Here is a 15,611-nt window from a genome sequence, read left to right on the forward strand (position 1 = left end):
GTGGCGGGGGCTCCGTCGTACGCCGTACGGGACCTCAGCCGGTGTTGCGCAGGCCGGCCGCGACGCCGTTGACGGTGAGGAGCAGGGCCCGGGACAGGATCGGGTCCGCCTCCTCGCCGCGCTCGGCGGCCGCGCGCTGGCGGGCCAGCAGGGAGACCTGGAGGTAGGAGATCGGGTCCAGGTAGGCGTCGCGGACCGAGAAGGTCTGCTGGAGGACCGGGTTGGAGTCGAGGAGCTTCTCGCCCCCGGTGATCCGCAGGACCTCGCGGACGGTCAGCTCGTGCTCGGCCTCGATGCGGGCGAAGACGTGCTTGAGCTCGTCGGGCACCAGGGTGTCGACGTAGTGGCGGGCGATCCGCAGGTCCGTCTTGGCCAGCGTCATCTCGACGTTGGACAGGAAGTTGCGGAAGAAGTGCCAGCGCTCGCCCATCTCGGTCAGGGCGTCGCCCTGGCCCGCCTCGCGCAGGGCCTTGAGGCCCGAGCCGACCCCGTACCAGCCGGGGACGATCTGGCGGGACTGGGTCCAGCCGAAGACCCACGGGATGGCGCGCAGGCCGTCGAGGCCGGCGCCGGAGTCGGGGCGGCGCGAAGGACGCGAGCCCAGGTGCAGGTCGGCGAGCTGGTCCACGGGGGTGGCCTTGAAGAAGTACGCCGGCAGGTCCGGGTCCTCGACGAGCGCGCGGTACGCGTCGTGCGCGGCGTCGGAGACGGTGTCCATCGCGGCGTCCCAGCGGGCCAGGTCCTCGTCGGACTGGCGCGGGGCGGTGTGCAGGGCGGAGGCCTGGAGGGTGGCCGCGACGGTCAGCTCCAGGTTCTCGCGGGCCAGCGAGGGGACGAGGTACTTGTCGGAGATGACCTCGCCCTGCTCGGTGACCTTGATCTCGCCCTCCAGGGTGCCCCAGGGCTGCGCGAGGATCGCGTCGTGCGAGGGGCCGCCACCGCGGCCGACGGTGCCGCCGCGGCCGTGGAAGAGGCGCAGGCGCACGCCGTAGCGGTGGGCCACGTCGCGCAGCCGGCGCTGGGCACGGTGGATCTCCCACTGGGAGGTGGTGATGCCGCCGAACTTGGAGGAGTCGGAGTAGCCGAGCATGACCTCCTGCACGTCGCCGCGCAGCGAGACCAGGCGCCGGTAGGAGGGGTCCGCGAGCATCTCGTCGAGGATGACGTCGGCGGCCTTGAGCTCGTCCGTGGTCTCCAGGAGCGGGACGATGCCGATCTTGGCCCAGCCGCCGTGCAGGTCGATGAGACCGGCCTCGCGGGCGAGGACGGCGGCGGCGAAGACGTCGTCGGCGCCCTGGCACATCGAGATGATGTAGGACTCGATGACCTCGGGGCCGAACTTCTCGAAGGCGTCCTTGATGGCGCCGAACACGCCGAGCGTCTTCTGGCCGGCCGCGTCGAGCGGAGCCGGGGTGGGCGCCAGCGGACGGCGCGAGCGCAGCTCCTTGGCCAGCAGGCGGCCGCGGTAGTCGCGGGGCATGTCGGCGTAGCGCCAGGACTCCTCGCCGAGCCGGTCGAAGAGCTGGCCCAGCGCGTGGTGGTGGGCGTCCGCGTGCTCGCGCACGTCCATCGTGGCGAGCTGGAGGCCGAAGGCGGCCAGCGTGCGGATGGTGCGGTCCATGCGGCCGTCGGCGAAGAGCGCGCCGCGGTGCTCGCGCAGGGAGGTCTGGATGAGGGTGAGGTCGGTGAGCAGCTCGGCGGTGCCGAGGTAGTCGCGGCCGTCCTCGTGCGGGATGCCCTTGGCGAGGCGCTCGCGGGTGTTGAGGAGCTTCTGCCGGATGCAGGTGGCCTTGAGGCGGTACGGCTCTTCGGCGTTCAGCCGCTTGTAGCGCGGGCTGATCTCCGGGAGGCGCTCCAGGTCGGCCTGGAGCGAGGTGAGGAGCTCCTCGGTGGCGCCGGTGTAGCGGATGGAGTTCGACAGCAGTCCGCGCAGGAAGTCGATGAGTTCCAGGGCGTCGGTGATGCCGTGCTCGTGCTGGAGGATCAGCACGTCCCGGGTCACGTCGGGCGTGACGTTCGGGTTGCCGTCGCGGTCGCCGCCGATCCAGGTGCCGAAGGTCAGCGGGCGGGTGCCGGCCGGGATCTCGATGCCGACGCGCTGGAGCTCGGCGGCGAGGTCCTCGAGGACGTCGCCGACGGCGCCGGCGTGCAGCTCGTCGAGGTAGTAGATCGCGTTGCGGGCCTCGTCGGCGGGCTCGGGGCGGACCACGCGCAGTTCGTCGGTCTGCCAGACGAGGTCGATGTTCTCCGCGAGGCGCAGGTCGTGGCGGCGGCGCTCGCCGGCGCCCGAGACGGGCTCCTCCAGGAGGGCCGCGATGCGGCGCAGCTTGTTCAGGACGCTGCGGCGGGCCGCCTCGGTGGGGTGCGCGGTGAAGACGGGGCGGACGTTGAGGTTCTTGACCGTCTCGCGCAGGTGCTCGGGGTCCGCGTCCTTGAGCATGTCGGCCGTGCGGGCCAGCAGGCCGCCCTCGGCGGCGCGGTGGGCGCGCAGCTCCTTGCCGCGGTGCACCTGCTCGGTGACGTTGGCGAGGTGGAAGTAGGTGGAGAAGGCGCGCACCAGCTTGGCCGCGGTCTCCAGGTCGGTGTCGCCGAGCAGCTCGGCGGCGGCGATGCCGTCGGTGCGCGTGAGGGCTCGGACGCGTTCGACCAGGTCGAGGAGGTCCTGGCCCTCCTGACGTACGAGGGTCTCGCCGAGGAGGTCGCCGAGGCGGCGGATGTCCGCGCGCAGCTCGGCATTGGCCGCGCCGGCGGGGGAGGTCGCCGTGGCGGGGGTCGTGTGGGCCTGGTCGGCACTGCTCACAGGTGCGGCTCCTTGCAGTGTTTCGAGCGCTACTGGGAGGTGGGCTCCGGTTGCGCGCGGTGGTGCCCGCCCGGACCTTCGTCCGGGGGTGCCACCGCTCCTGATGCGCAGCTCGGCTGCCCGTGCGGACCGCGCTGTCCGACGACACCAGGATAGGTGGCCCGTACCGGTGACCAGGTCCCTGTGTCACCAGGCGGGACGACCGCCCTGCGACCCGGGCCGATGGACCCGGCGCGCGGGGCCCGCGGACCCGGCCGCGGACCCGGCTGCGGACCCGTCCGGGGACCCCTCGGGGACCCGTCCGCCGGCCCGCCCACGGGCGCGCTCCTCTTGCCGCGCGGGGGTCCTTTGCCATACTTACGTTGCCGTAGGTTACGCACCCGTAGGGAATGTGTGGCCGGGCGGCGCGCCTGCCGACTCCCTCACCCCCCAGGGGACACACCTATGACCATCAGTCCCGACGTGATCGAGGACGCCGCGGCGTCCTCCGGCACGTCCGTGCCGTCCGCGACCCTCGGCGGTGAGAACAAGCGGTCCGTCGAGCAGATCGCGCTGCTGCTGTTCATCACCGTGCCCTTCCTCGCCCTGCTGGTGGCCGTCCCGCTCGCCTGGGGCTGGGGGGTGAGCTGGCTGGACGTGGGCCTGATGGTGTTCATGTACTTCCTGACCTGCCACGGCATCACCATCGGCTTCCACCGCTACTTCACGCACGGCTCCTTCAAGGCGAAGCGGCCGCTGCGCATCGCCCTGGCGGTCATGGGCTCGATGGCGGTCGAGGGACCGCTGGTGCGCTGGGTGGCCGACCACCGCAAGCACCACAAGTACTCCGACCACGAGGGCGACCCGCATTCGCCGTGGCGCTTCGGCGAGACGCTGCCGGCCCTGATGAAGGGCCTGTGGTGGGCGCACATCGGGTGGCTCTTCGACGAGGAGCAGACCGACCAGCAGAAGTACGCCCCGGACCTGATCAAGGACCCGGCGATCCGCCGGATCTCGCGCGACTTCATCTTCTGGACGATGTTCTCGCTGGCGCTGCCGCCGCTGGTGGGCGGTCTGGTGACGATGTCCTGGTGGGGCGCCTTCACCGCGTTCTTCTGGGGCTCCCTGGTCCGGGTCGCGCTGCTGCACCACGTGACCTGGTCGATCAACTCGATCTGCCACGCGGTGGGCAAGCGCCCCTTCAAGTCCCGCGACCGCTCCGGCAACGTGTGGTGGCTGGCGGTGCTGTCCTGCGGAGAGTCCTGGCACAACCTGCACCACGCCGACCCGACCTCGGCCCGGCACGGTGTGCTGCGCGGCCAGGTCGACTCCAGTGCGCGGCTGATCCGCTGGTTCGAACAGCTCGGCTGGGCGTCCGACGTCCGCTGGCCGTCCGGGGCCCGGATCGACGCCCGGCGCAAGGAAGAAGTGTCGAACGCGGCATGATGGGGGACGTGGGAAACGACGGCAGCAGTTCCAGCAGCGAGAAGCCCAGGCGCAGCCGCCGGGTCCGGATGACGGGCGCCGAACGGCGTCAGCAACTGCTGGACATCGGCCGCACCCTGTTCGCCGAGAAGGGGTTCGAGGGCACCTCGGTGGAGGAGATCGCGGCGAAGGCCGGAGTCTCCAAGCCGGTGGTCTACGAGCACTTCGGCGGCAAGGAGGGCCTCTACGCGGTCGTCGTGGACCGCGAGATGCGCCAGCTGCTGGACGGGGTGACGGGCGCGCTGACGGCGGGGCACCCCCGGGAGCTCCTGGAGCAGGCGGCCTTCGCGCTCCTGGACTACATCGAGAACTACACGGACGGCTTCCGGATCCTGGTCCGCGACTCCCCCGTGGCGCAGTCGACGGGCACCTTCGCCTCGCTGATCAGCGATATCGCCACGCAGGTCGAGGACATCCTGGGTCTCGAGTTCAAGGCCCGCGGCTTCGACCCGAAGCTGGCCCCGCTGTACGCGCAGGCGCTGGTCGGGATGGTCGCGCTGACCGGGCAGTGGTGGCTGGAGACGCGTCAGCCGAAGAAGGCCGAGGTGGCGGCGCACCTGGTGAACCTGTCCTGGCACGGGCTGGAGAACCTGGAGGCGAAGCCGCGGCTGGTGGGCCACCGCAAGAAGTGAGCGCGCGTGCACGCGCGCGTACGACGGCGCCCCGTCACCGGTGATCCGGTGGCGGGGCGCCGTCGTGTGTGAGGTCAGCCCTCTTCCGGGCTGTGCTTTTCCGGGCTGTGCTCCTCCGGGCCGTGCCTCTCCAAGAACTCGATCCGGTTCCCGACCGGGTCCTCGGAGTAGAAGCGGCGGTGCCCCGGCAGGTTGTCGTCCCAGACGACCGTGGCGCCGCGCGCCTGGAGTCTGTCCGCGTAGGCCTCGATGCCCTCGACCCTGAGTCCCGGGTGCGCCTTGCGGGCGGGCCGGAACTCCTCCTCCGTCCCCAGGTGGAGCTGGACCGGCCCGGCGGCGAACCAGCAGCCGCCGCGCGCCGCGAGCACGGGGGGTTTGGGGATCTCGGTCATGCCGAGCACCTCGGTGTAATAGGCGCGCAGCCGCTCCTCCGAGCCGGGCGGTGCGGCGAGCTGGACGTGGTCGATTCCGGCGAGCATGCTCAGGCCTCCCTGCGGGCGACGGCGAAGATCCTGCGGAAGGGGAAGACGGTGCCGCGGGGGCCCGGGGGGTAGGCCGCGCGCAGCAGGGTGCGGTACTCGGCGATGAAGGCCTCGGCGGCCTCCTCGTCGTCGGCCAGCGCGGTGAGCACGGGCCGCAGTGCGGTGCCCTTGACCCAGTCCAGTACGGGGTCGGTCCCCTGGAGCAGCTGGTGGTAGGTGGTCTCCCACACGTCGGCGGTGCAGCCGAGCTCGGTGAAGCGCTCCAGGTATCCGGAGGGTTCCAGGATGTGGATGTAGCGGGCTCCGTGGCCGGCGAGCCGGGTCCGCCAGCGCGGGGTGTCGCACAGGTCGGCGAGGATCCGGTGGCTGGGGGCGGTGAAGTTGCCGGGGATCTGGAAGGCGAAGGTGCCGCCGGGGCGCAGTCCGTTGATCCAGGAGGCGAAGGATCCGGCGTGGCCGGGGACCCACTGGAAGGCGGCGTTGGAGACGATCAGGTCGTACGGCTCCTCCGGGAGCCAGTCGGCGAGGTCGCCGCGGCGGAAGTCGAGCCGGCCGCCGCCGCCCGTGGGTCCGGCGTATTCCGCGTCGGCCCGGTGGAGCATCTCCGGGGAGAGGTCGAAGCCGGTGATGTGGGCTTGCGGCCAGCGGTCCGCGATGAGCGCGGTGACGTTGCCCGGCCCGCAGCCGAGGTCGGCGATCCGGGCGGCCCGCGCGGGGAGCTCGGGTATCCGGGCCAGGAGGTCGAGGAAGGGCCGGGCCCGGTGGCCGGCGTGCCGGAGGTACTGCTGGGGGTCCCAGGTGGGGGCGTGGGGCGTGGTCGGTGCGGTATCGGAATGCATGTTCGAGCCTCCCTGCAGGCGGTGCGGTCGGAATCGGAAGCTGCTCCGGCCCCCTCCATGCCCCATGGTGGCGGGAAATATATCTCGACGTCAAGATGCTTTGAATCGAGATACTCGATTTAAAGAGACTTCATGTCGACAGACCCTTTACACTGATCCGCATGGAGGACGAGGTCGACCGACTGGTCGCGGCATGGCGGCGGGAACGCCCTGACCTCGACGTGGAACCGCTCGAGGTGCTCAGCCGCGTCAGCAGGCTCGCGCGGCACCTCGACCGTGCCCGCCGGCTGGCCTTCTCCGAGCACGGCCTGGAGCCCTGGGAGTTCGACGTACTGACCTCGCTGCGGCGGGCCGGCGCGCCCTACCAGCTCTCCCCCGGCCAGCTGCTGACGCAGACCCTGGTGACCTCGGGGACCATGACCAACCGCATCGACCGGCTCGCCAAGAAGGGCCTCGTCGAGCGGCTTCCGGACCCCAACGACCGCCGCGGGGTCCTGGTGCGCCTCAGCCCCGAGGGCCGGGACCGCGCCGACCAGGCGCTCGCCGGGCTGCTGGCCCAGGAGCGGGCGATCCTGGCCCAGCTCTCGCGGACGCAGCGCGGCGATCTCGCCGGGCTGCTACGCCAGTTGACCGCTCCGTTCGACAACATCCCCGGCTAGTCCCTGCCCCGGCAGTCCGGGCAGGTCAGCGGGGCGTACGCCCGCCCGCCGGGCCAGCGCGACCGCCGCGAGCGTGGAGTGCACGCCCAGCTTCCCCAGCACGTTCTGCATGTGGGTGCGGACGGTGTGCGGGGAGAGGAACAGCCGCGCGGCCACGTCCTTGCGGCCCAGCCCCGCCACCATGCAGCGCAGCACCTCGTGCTCCCTGGGCGTGAGGGACTCCACCAGCCGTTCGCTGTCGGTACGGTGCTTGCGCGCCGCGGTCAGTTCGCGGAGGACTCCGGTGAGCAGCGCGGGCGGAAGGTGCGTCTCCTCGCGCAGGACTCCGCGGATGACGGCCAGGAGCCGCGAGAGCGAGCAGTCCTTCGCCACCCAGCCCGAGGCGCCCGCCTGGAGCGCCAGGGCGGCCCGGCGTGCGTCGTCCCGCTCGGCGAGCACGACCGTACGGACCGCGGGATGGGACACCCGTACGCCTGCCACCAGCGCGATTCCATCGGCGGCGGGCGGGGCGGAGCCGGATTCGCGCTGGGCGGGCACGCCCGCGGGGACGGCGACCAGGTCGGCATCGACCAGCAGGACGTCGAAGCGGCGGCCCTCGGCCACCGCGCGTTCGAGGCAGCGCAGCGCGGCGGGGCCACTGCCGGCCGCGGAGACGTCCACGTCCGGTTCGGCCGCGAGCGCGGCGGCGAGAGATTCGGCGAAGATGCGGTGATCGTCGACCACGAGTACCCGGATACGGACCACAAAACCCCCAAGGGTCGGGGAACGGACGACTGCGGGTACGACGCCCGGACCGGGTGATCCGCAGGCGCCTCGGCCGCCGCCGTGACATCTCTGCACTACCCCGGACCGGACGTCGTACCCGACTTGTCTCGACCCCTGAATCAACACCGGCCCCCACCGGTGTCACGCATCAGCGTAGGGCCGGGGTCGGCTCGTGGTTGGCCGAATTGCAGAAGTTTTCCGAGCGATTTTCCGGCGAGGCGCTTCCGGTGGGGCTCCGAGGTGGCTTGAAATCGACCGCATGTCCCCGGGGGAACGGCCCGTCCCGCCCGATCGTGTGCCGCGGGCAGTTGCACGGGGGGTATTTCACCCCGCGTGCGCACGCCGGGCGCCCGCGCACGGGGCCGGAGGACGGCGCGCCCCGAACGCACGCGCGCCCCCGCCCCGCCCCGGTCCGCCCCGGTCCGCCCCGGTCAGGGGGTCCGGTCCGTCCGTGGCTGCCGGCGGGCTCAGCCGCGCCGGGCGCGGGTGAAGTTCCAGGCGTCGGTCACGATGCGCGTGAGGTCCGAGCGGGTCGGGGTCCAGCCGAGACGCTCGTGGGCCCTGCGCGCGGAGGCTACGAGGAAGGCCGGATCGCCGGCCCGGCGGGGAGCCACCACCTCGGGGATCTCCTTCCCGGTGACCTTGCGGACGGTCTCGATGACCTCGCGGACCGAGAACCCGCTGCCGTTGCCGAGGTTGCACACCAGGTGCTCCCCGTCGGCGGCGGCCCGGAGCGCGGCCAGGTGGGCCTCGGCCAGGTCGGCGACGTGGATGTAGTCCCGTACGCAGGTCCCGTCCGGGGTCGGGTAGTCCTCGCCGAACACCGAGATCGACTCCCGCTCTCCGAGGGCCACGTGCAGCACCAGCGGGATCAGGTGGGTCTCGGGGTCGTGCAGCTCCCCGAACCGCCCGTAGGCGCCCGCCACGTTGAAGTAGCGCAGCGAGACCGCCGCGAGGCCGTGCGCCGCGCACTCCCCCGCGATCATGTGGTCGACGGCCAGCTTCGAAGCCCCGTACGGGTTGGTGGGGGCGGTCACCGAGGTCTCGGTCAGCGGCCCGTCGCCGGGCTCGCCGTAGGTGGCCGCGGTGGAGGAGAACACCAGCCGGCGCACGCCCGCCCCGCGCATGGCGGCCAGCAGGGCCAGGGTGCCGCCGACGTTGTTCTCCCAGTACTTGCCGGGGTTCACCACGGACTCGCCGACCTGCGAGGAGGCGGCGAAGTGCAGGACGCCGTCGTAGGAGGGGTCCAGGTGCTCGGCGGCGTCCTGGATGCGGCCCTCGATGAACGCGGCGCCGGCCGGCACGCCCGAACGGAAGCCGGTGGAGAGGTCGTCGAGGACGGTGACCTCGTGGCCCGCCTCCAGGAGGTGGGCCGCGACCACGCCGCCCACGTATCCGGCTCCGCCGGTGACCAGGTACTTGGAACCCTTGGACCCCTTGGGACCCTTGGAAGAATCGGAAGCCTTGGAAGCCTTGGAAGACGCCGTCTCGCTCACGTGCCTGCTGCCTCTCGCCCGGGAAACGCACGCACCGTGCGCGTGCTGGTCCCGGCATACCGGAATCCGCGCCGCCGGGGAAATCCGGCCCGGCCCGGATCAGGCCCGGATGCCCCCGGACGGCGGCAGTCCGGCCCGGTCCAGCAGACCGGTACGGGCGGCCAGCGCGGCCGCCTCCAGCCGCGAGCCCACGCCCAGCTTCATCAGGACCCGCTGGACGTGCGTGCGCGCGGTGCTCGGCGCGATGGCCATGCCGGCCGCGATGAGCCGGGTGTCCTCGCCCTCGGCGACCCGGACGAGCACCTCCACCTCGCGCGGGGTGAGCAGCCTCAGCAGCCGGCTGCCCTCGTCGTCGGGCTGGGCCGCGGGGTTGAGCAGCTCCGCGAAAGCCCCCTGCAACAGCTGGGGCGCGATGGCCACTTCCCCCGCCCGGGCCTTGGCCAGGGCCCGCTCCACGCCCTCGATGCGCTCGTCGTGGCGTACGTACCCCGAGGCGCCGGCGGCGAAGGCGGCGGCGATCCCGCGCGGGCTGGGCACCGGGCCCAGCACGACCACGGCGATCTGCGGACGCTCCCGCTTGATCCGGACGATCGGCTCGAAGACCCCGGGCTCGGCCGGCGTGGCGGTGCCCAGCAGGCAGACCTCGGGGGCGCGGCTGATGACCAGTTCGGCGGCGCCCGCGGCCGGTGCGGCGGCCGCCAGCACCCGGTGGCCGCGCAGTTTCAGGGCCGAGGCGAGCGCCTCGGCCAGCAGCCGGTGCTCGTCGACCACCATGACCCGTACGCCCATTGAGGTACCCACCCCCGCCCTTCTGCCCCGGCAAGCTACACGCTTGTTCGACGGCGCGGTGCGGTAACCGCGCAGAAGCCCCCGGAAGGACGGACCTTCCGGGGGCTTCTGCGCTTCTGGGACTCTGGGCTTCTGGGCTTGGGTCAGCCCGTCGTGAAGGAGACGAAGCTGTAGTAGGGGTCCGTCACCACCGTGGACTTGCGGTGCACCGCGTTGCGCGCGATGAAGAGCTTCCCGTTGCCGTAGCGGAACTCGCCGGAATCCGGCAGGAACTGGGTCTCGGCGCGCTGCGACTCCTTGGTCGCGGGGTTCTGCATGAGCACGGTCTCCTTCATCGACTTGCCGTCGACGGAGACGACCTGGCCGCCGCCGTCATAGGGCGGGACCTTGTAGGCGATGAGGTTGGAGCCGTCCATGCGCAGCGGGTAGATGGTGTAGCGCTCGCCCGCGTCGGCACGGTCGGAGGTCGGCTTGCCGGTCTCCAGGTCGAAGGAGACGATCTCATTGGTGCGGCCGACGTCGTCCGAGCCCTTGTGCTCCTCGGTCGGCAGGTAGAGCTTGCCGTTGCCGACGACCATGTTCGCGCAGTCCTCGACCTCGGTGCCGCACTCGGGGTTGTAGTTGCCCGAGGTGAGCGGGATGCGCGTCTTGAGCTGCCCCCCGTCGTCGAGGACGAAGAGGTCGCTGACGCCGATGGCGTTCTTGGAGGTGTGGTTGATGTCCGCCGAGACGATCAGCGGCTTGGTCGAGACGATCCCGGCGTCCTCCAGACCAGGGGGGAGCTTGTACGAGGACTTCGGGGCGCCGGTGACCGGGTCGAGCGACTGGGCGGACATCGTGTAGCTGCCGTACTGGCCGCACCGCCTGATCGTGGCGAGGGCCGGGCCTCCGCCGTAGCCGAGGTCCTGGCAGTCGTCGTTGTCGGCCTTGGGCGTCCACAGGGGCTTGCCGTCGGCGAGGTTCCAGGCGGAGCCGCCGTACAGGCCGCCCGCGGCCACGGTCTGGCCGCTGACGGTCACCTCCATGAACTGGATGGGCTTGTCGCCGCCGCCCTGGGCCTTCGTGGTGGCCTTCCAGAGGAGCTTGCCGGCGTTCAGGTCGATGACGCCGACCTGGTTGCACGGCTGGTACTTCTTCTCGGCCGTCGGCAGGGCCTCGTCGAAGAGGATCGCCGTCTTGTTGTCCGAGACCCAGCGGCTCGCGGCGCAGACGTTGGCGCCGAGCGGGACCTCCCACTTCTTGGCGCCGTCGGTCAGGTTGTAGCCGACGACCTTGCCCATGTCGGACTTGGCGTAGGTGGTGTCGGTGAGCCAGGAGCCGGGGATCTGGACGATCTCGGCCGAGTCCGGCATCGGGACGTTGACCAGCGTCTTCGACTTGGTCCTGGCGGGCACCTTCTCCGTGCCGCCGCCGCCCGGCGCCTTGTCGCCGCCGGTACCCCCGCTCGCGCCGCCGTCGGCCACGGCCTGGCCGCCGGAGCCCTTGTCGTCGCCGGAGACGTACCAGAGGCCGCCGCCGACGATGAGGACGATGGCCAGGAGGGCCGCGCCGACGATCATCAGCTGGGTGCGGACCTCGTTGCCGCCACCGCCACCGCCGCCGGCGGGCGCCACCGGGCTCTGGGCCGCGTACATGGGCGCCGTCACGGGCTGCGGCTGCTGCGGGTAGCCGTAGGGCTGCTGCTGTTCCTGCGGATGGCCGTACGAGCCCTGCCCCGCGGGCGGTCCGGCCGGGGCCGCCGGGGGCATGGCGGGCGGCGTGGGCGGCATGGCCGGAGGCGGCGGCGGGGGTCCGGCCGGCATGGCCGGGGGCACCGGCGGGGGCCCGCCGAACCCGCCCGGCGGCTGGTCCTGCGGCGCGCCGAAGCCGCCGGACGGCGGCTGGCTGGGGGGCGGCGGGGTACTCATCGGTGCTACTGCCTCTCGGTGGGCGGGTCGGCGGACTGCTCTGCGGGCTGCTCGTGCGCTGGGGGGCGGGCCGTCACTTGCCGAAGACCATCAGGAACTTCTCGCTCGTGTTCTTGGCCTGCAGACGGGAGGCGGAGACGAACAGCCGGCCGTCCGCGTAGTCCACGATCGGGGAGTAGAAGGAGCTCTCCACCGGGGCCGAGGCGCCGGACGGATTGCGCAGGACCACGGTGGGTGTGCCTCCGGCGGCCGGGATCGTGAGGACCTCGCCGCCCTTGTCGTTCGTGGCCTCGCGGTAGACGACGACCTGGCCGCCCGCCGCCTTCAGCGGGGTGAGGGTGCGTCCCTCGCCGGCCGGGGTGCGCCACTTCACCTTGCCGGTGCCCAGGTCGAAGGCGACGATCTCGTTCGGCTTGCCGATGTCGGTCTTGGTGGGCAGGTAGAGGGTGTTCGCGTCCACGGAGGAGGAACCGCAGCTCTGGAGCGAGTGGTTGAAGAGGCCGCCGCAGCCGACCGGGAAGCTGCCTTCGCCGGAGACGGTGGCGCGCTGCTTGCCGTCGGGTCCGAGGACCACGATGGAGCGCTCCTTGCCCTCGCCGCTGCCGAGGTCGAGGACGATCGGGTCCAGCGAGTAGACGTTGTTGACCTCGAAGCCCTTGGGGAGCTTGTGGATCCAGGTGTTCTTGCCCGTGGCCGGGTCGGCGTCCATGACCTGGACGGTCTTGTCGACGTCCTGGCAGGTCGCGATGGCGAGCATCTTGCCGTTCATCGCCACGAAGTCGGTGGGCCGGCAGCCCTCGTCCCGCTTGTTGTCGAAGAGCTTCTCCCCGGTGCTGACCTTGAACGCGCTGCTCGTGCCCGTCCGGTTGACGACGAGGGCGTCACCGGTGAGGGCGAGGTCCGGGGAGGTCATGATGTCGAAGAGGCCTTCCTTCGGCACCTCCTTCGTCCATCCCTCCTTGCCCGCCTTGAGGTCGATCTGCCGCATCATGTTGCAGGTGGAGCTCGCGGACTCGGCGTTCTCGTACATGACGACGGTCTTGCCGTCCGCGGTCATGTCGGTGACCCCGCAGATCACGTCGGGGAGGGTGAGGGTCCACTTCTCCTTGCCGTCCTTGACCCCGTAGCCGGTGACCGACTTCCAGACGGTCTTGACGACGGTGTCCCCGACGATCCACTGCCCCTTGGTGTCGACGCCCGAGCCGGGGCCGTCGATCGTGCTGCTCTTGAGCCAGAGGACCTTGTCCTCGCCCTGCTTGCGGCCGGCGTTGAGGTCCTGCTCCTCCTCCCCGCCGTTGCCGCTGCCGTCGCCCTTGTCCACGGAGGCCGAGGGGGAGGCCTTGTCGTCGGCGGGCGGCGGCGTCGTGTCCTGCCCGATGACCTTGTCGCTGCCGTGGTCCTTCCCGGAGAAGAGCAGGAAGTAGCCGCCGGTGCCCAGGACGAGGACGCCGGCGAGCGCGGCCGCGATCAGCACGCCGAGCTTCTTCTTGGGGCCGCCGGGCGGCGGAGGCATGCCGGGGCCGCCGGGGAAACCGGGGGCGCCGGGGGGCATGTGCGGGGGCTGGGGCGGGAATCCGTAACCCCCGGGCGTCTGCTGCCCGTACGGGCCCTGCGGCTGCTGGCCGTACGGGCCCGGCGGCTGCTGGCCGTACGGACCCTGCGGCTGCTGCGGCTGGGGTGGCTGCTGGGGCTGGGGCTGGGGCTGCTGCGCGTACGGGTTCTCGCCCTGCGGCGGGAATCCGTAACCGGGCTGCGGGGGTCCGGGGAGGTGTCCGTAACCGGAAGGGTTCGGCGGCTGGTTCGGCGGCTGGGGCGGCTCGGTCATCAGCGCATACCTTCGGCTTCGGGTGTGGGAGGAAGCCCTTTCTATCACTGACGGCGTGAACTGCCCGGGCCGGTCCGGCCCCTGTTCCCAAGGGAGGACCGGCCCGTGATGCCGCCGTTATTCGCTCGCGCGCCCTCGGCTACGCGTCCTCGGCGAGCTCCAGCCAGCGCATCTCCAAGTCGTCGCGGTCCGAGATGAGTTCGCGCAGCTCGGCGTCGAGCTTGGCCACCTTGTCGAAGTCCGTGGAGTTCTCGGCGATCTGGGCGTGCAGGCTGCTCTCGCGGTCCGTCATCTTGTTGAGCTGCCGCTCGATCTTCTGCAGCTCCTTCTTCGCGGCGCGCGCGTCCCCGGAGGCCGAGGACTTTCCGCCGGCGGCGGGCACGGGCGCCGGAGAGGCCGCGTCGATCATCTTCTGGCGGCGCTCCAGGTACTCGTCGAGTCCGCGCGGCAGCATCCGCAGGCTCGCGTCGCCCAGCAGGGCCATGACCGTGTCGGTGGTGCGCTCGATGAAGAACCGGTCGTGCGAGATCACGATCATCGACCCGGGCCAGCCGTCGAGGAGGTCCTCCAGCTGGGTCAGGGTCTCGATGTCGAGGTCGTTGGTGGGCTCGTCGAGGAAGAGGACGTTGGGCTCGTCCATCAGCAGGCGCAGGATCTGCAGCCGGCGCCGCTCACCACCGGAGAGGTCGCCGACGGGCGTCCACTGCTTCTCCTTGGTGAAGCCGAACTGCTCGCACAGCTGGCCCGCCGTCATCTCGCGGCCCTGGCCGAGGTCGACCCGGTCGCGGACCCGCTGCACGGCCTCCAGCACCCGCAGGGACGGGTCGAGCTCGCCGACCTCCTGGGAGAGGTAGGCCAGCTTGACGGTCTTGCCGACGGTCACGGTGCCGGCGGCCGGCTGGACCTCGCCCTGGGTGCGGGCGGCCTCGCCGAGGGCGCGCAGCAGGGAGGTCTTGCCGGCGCCGTTGACGCCGACGAGACCGACGCGGTCGCCGGGGCCCAGGTGCCAGGTGAGGTGCTTGAGGAGGGTCTTGGGGCCGGCCTGGACGGTCACGTCCTCCAGGTCGAACACCGTCTTGCCGAGGCGGGCGTTGGCGAACTTCATCAGCGCGGACTTGTCGCGCGGCGGCGGCACGTCGGCGATCAGCTCGTTGGCGGCCTCGATGCGGTAGCGCGGCTTGGAGGTACGGGCCGGGGCGCCGCGGCGCAGCCAGGCCAGCTCCTTGCGCATCAGGTTCTGCCGCTTGGACTCCTCGGTGGCGGCGATGCGGTCGCGCTCGGCGCGGGCGAAGACGTAGTCGCTGTAGCCGCCCTCGTACTCGTGGACGTCACCGCGCTGCACGTCCCACATGCGGGTGCAGACCTGGTCGAGGAACCACCGGTCGTGGGTGACGCAGACGAGTGCGGAGCGGCGTTCCTGGAGGTGCTTGGCCAGCCAGGAGATGCCTTCGACGTCCAGGTGGTTGGTGGGCTCGTCGAGTACGAGGAGGTCCTGGTCGGCGATGAGCAGCTTGGCCAGCGCGATGCGGCGGCGCTCACCACCGGACAGCGGGCCGATGACGGTGTCGAGGCCCTGGCCGAAGCCGGGCAGGTCGAGCCCGCCGAACAGGCCGGTCAGCACATCGCGGATCTTGGCGTTGCCGGCCCACTCGTGGTCGGCCATGTCCCCGATGATCTCGTGGCGGACGGTGGCCTTGGGGTCGAGGGAGTCGTGCTGGGTGAGCACGCCCATGTGCAGGCCGCTGTTCTGGGTGACCCGGCCGCTGTCGGGCTCCTCCAGCTTGGCGAGCATGCGGATGAGGGTGGTCTTGCCGTCGCCATTTCGGCCGACGACACCGATCCGGTCCCCCTCGGATACGCCGAGGGAGATGCCGTCGAGCAGGGTACGGGTGCCGTACACCTTGCTGACTGCCTCGACATTGACCAGGTTGACGGCCATCAGGAGCGCTCCAG

At 71.6% G+C, this 15,611-nt stretch carries 12 protein-coding genes; 3 read left to right on the forward strand and 9 right to left on the reverse strand.

The window, feature by feature from the left end; all coding sequences use genetic code 11:
- Positions 1-34: 34 nt before the first annotated feature.
- Positions 35-2,800 carry a phosphoenolpyruvate carboxylase gene (ppc, locus tag ACWCP2_RS25995; protein ID WP_450910994.1) on the reverse strand — a complete coding sequence of 922 codons (2,766 nt, stop codon included), beginning with the start codon at positions 2,798-2,800 and terminating at the stop codon, positions 35-37.
- Positions 2,801-3,244: 444 nt separating this feature from the next.
- On the opposite strand from ppc, the gene ACWCP2_RS26000 reads away from it, so the two are divergent.
- Positions 3,245-4,225, forward strand: coding sequence for an acyl-CoA desaturase (locus ACWCP2_RS26000; RefSeq protein ID WP_450910995.1), 981 nt, complete (start codon positions 3,245-3,247; stop codon positions 4,223-4,225).
- Positions 4,222-4,896 (forward strand): TetR family transcriptional regulator, encoded by a 675-nt coding sequence (locus ACWCP2_RS26005; RefSeq protein ID WP_383947427.1) that lies wholly within the window; start codon positions 4,222-4,224, stop codon positions 4,894-4,896. The genes ACWCP2_RS26000 and ACWCP2_RS26005 overlap by 4 nt, the downstream gene beginning before the upstream one ends.
- A 74-nt stretch (positions 4,897-4,970) precedes the next feature.
- On the opposite strand, the gene ACWCP2_RS26010 is transcribed toward ACWCP2_RS26005, so the two are convergent.
- Both ACWCP2_RS26010 and ACWCP2_RS26015 read right to left on the reverse strand, forming a co-directional pair.
- Positions 4,971-5,375 carry a VOC family protein gene (locus ACWCP2_RS26010; RefSeq protein WP_450910996.1) on the reverse strand — a complete coding sequence of 135 codons (405 nt, stop codon included), beginning with the start codon at positions 5,373-5,375 and terminating at the stop codon, positions 4,971-4,973.
- Between the two features lie 2 nt (positions 5,376-5,377).
- Positions 5,378-6,217 (reverse strand): trans-aconitate 2-methyltransferase, encoded by an 840-nt coding sequence (locus ACWCP2_RS26015; RefSeq protein WP_450910997.1) that lies wholly within the window; start codon positions 6,215-6,217, stop codon positions 5,378-5,380.
- 161 nt (positions 6,218-6,378) lie between these two features.
- Here ACWCP2_RS26015 and ACWCP2_RS26020 point away from each other — a divergent pair, with 161 nt between their 5' ends.
- The gene (locus ACWCP2_RS26020) at positions 6,379-6,876 is read left to right on the forward strand and encodes a MarR family winged helix-turn-helix transcriptional regulator (RefSeq protein WP_243335294.1); all 498 of its coding nucleotides are present in this window, start codon (positions 6,379-6,381) and stop codon (positions 6,874-6,876) included.
- On the opposite strand, the gene ACWCP2_RS26025 is transcribed toward ACWCP2_RS26020, so the two are convergent.
- The 6 genes from ACWCP2_RS26025 to ACWCP2_RS26050 form a co-directional block, all read right to left on the reverse strand.
- Entirely contained in the window at positions 6,835-7,620 is a 786-nt protein-coding gene (locus ACWCP2_RS26025; RefSeq protein ID WP_450910998.1) for a LuxR C-terminal-related transcriptional regulator, read from the reverse strand. The genes ACWCP2_RS26020 and ACWCP2_RS26025 overlap by 42 nt on opposite strands.
- A gap of 488 nt (positions 7,621-8,108) precedes the next feature.
- A complete protein-coding gene (gene galE, locus ACWCP2_RS26030) occupies positions 8,109-9,056 on the reverse strand; it encodes a UDP-glucose 4-epimerase GalE (RefSeq protein ID WP_450911049.1) in 948 nt (315 codons plus the stop codon).
- A gap of 180 nt (positions 9,057-9,236) precedes the next feature.
- Positions 9,237-9,926 (reverse strand): response regulator transcription factor, encoded by a 690-nt coding sequence (locus ACWCP2_RS26035; RefSeq protein WP_450911050.1) that lies wholly within the window; start codon positions 9,924-9,926, stop codon positions 9,237-9,239.
- A gap of 143 nt (positions 9,927-10,069) precedes the next feature.
- Entirely contained in the window at positions 10,070-11,833 is a 1,764-nt protein-coding gene (locus ACWCP2_RS26040; protein WP_450910999.1) for an outer membrane protein assembly factor BamB family protein, read from the reverse strand.
- A 73-nt stretch (positions 11,834-11,906) separates the two neighbouring features.
- Positions 11,907-13,658 (reverse strand): outer membrane protein assembly factor BamB family protein, encoded by a 1,752-nt coding sequence (locus ACWCP2_RS26045; protein ID WP_450911000.1) that lies wholly within the window; start codon positions 13,656-13,658, stop codon positions 11,907-11,909.
- 139 nt (positions 13,659-13,797) lie between these two features.
- Positions 13,798-15,597: an ABC-F family ATP-binding cassette domain-containing protein gene (locus ACWCP2_RS26050; RefSeq protein WP_450911001.1), complete on the reverse strand. Its 1,800-nt coding sequence runs from the start codon at positions 15,595-15,597 to the stop codon at positions 13,798-13,800.
- Positions 15,598-15,611: the final 14 nt, after the last annotated feature.

The sequence above is a fragment of the Streptomyces sp. NPDC002104 genome (assembly GCF_053593795.1).

Excerpts from the sequence above, each read along its gene's own strand:
- ACWCP2_RS26040 (WP_450910999.1), bottom strand. The coding sequence starts at position 11,833 with ATGAGTACCCCGCCGCCCCCCAGCCAGCCGCCGTCCGGCGGCTTCGGC.
- ACWCP2_RS26000 (WP_450910995.1), top strand. The coding sequence starts at position 3,245 with ATGACCATCAGTCCCGACGTGATCGAGGACGCCGCGGCGTCCTCCGGC.
- ACWCP2_RS26010 (WP_450910996.1), bottom strand. The coding sequence starts at position 5,375 with ATGCTCGCCGGAATCGACCACGTCCAGCTCGCCGCACCGCCCGGCTCG.
- ACWCP2_RS26020 (WP_243335294.1), top strand. The coding sequence starts at position 6,379 with ATGGAGGACGAGGTCGACCGACTGGTCGCGGCATGGCGGCGGGAACGC.
- ACWCP2_RS26035 (WP_450911050.1), bottom strand. The coding sequence starts at position 9,926 with ATGGGCGTACGGGTCATGGTGGTCGACGAGCACCGGCTGCTGGCCGAG.
- ACWCP2_RS26005 (WP_383947427.1), top strand. The coding sequence starts at position 4,222 with ATGATGGGGGACGTGGGAAACGACGGCAGCAGTTCCAGCAGCGAGAAG.
- ACWCP2_RS26015 (WP_450910997.1), bottom strand. The coding sequence starts at position 6,217 with ATGCATTCCGATACCGCACCGACCACGCCCCACGCCCCCACCTGGGAC.
- ACWCP2_RS26050 (WP_450911001.1), bottom strand. The coding sequence starts at position 15,597 with ATGGCCGTCAACCTGGTCAATGTCGAGGCAGTCAGCAAGGTGTACGGC.
- ACWCP2_RS26045 (WP_450911000.1), bottom strand. The coding sequence starts at position 13,658 with ATGACCGAGCCGCCCCAGCCGCCGAACCAGCCGCCGAACCCTTCCGGT.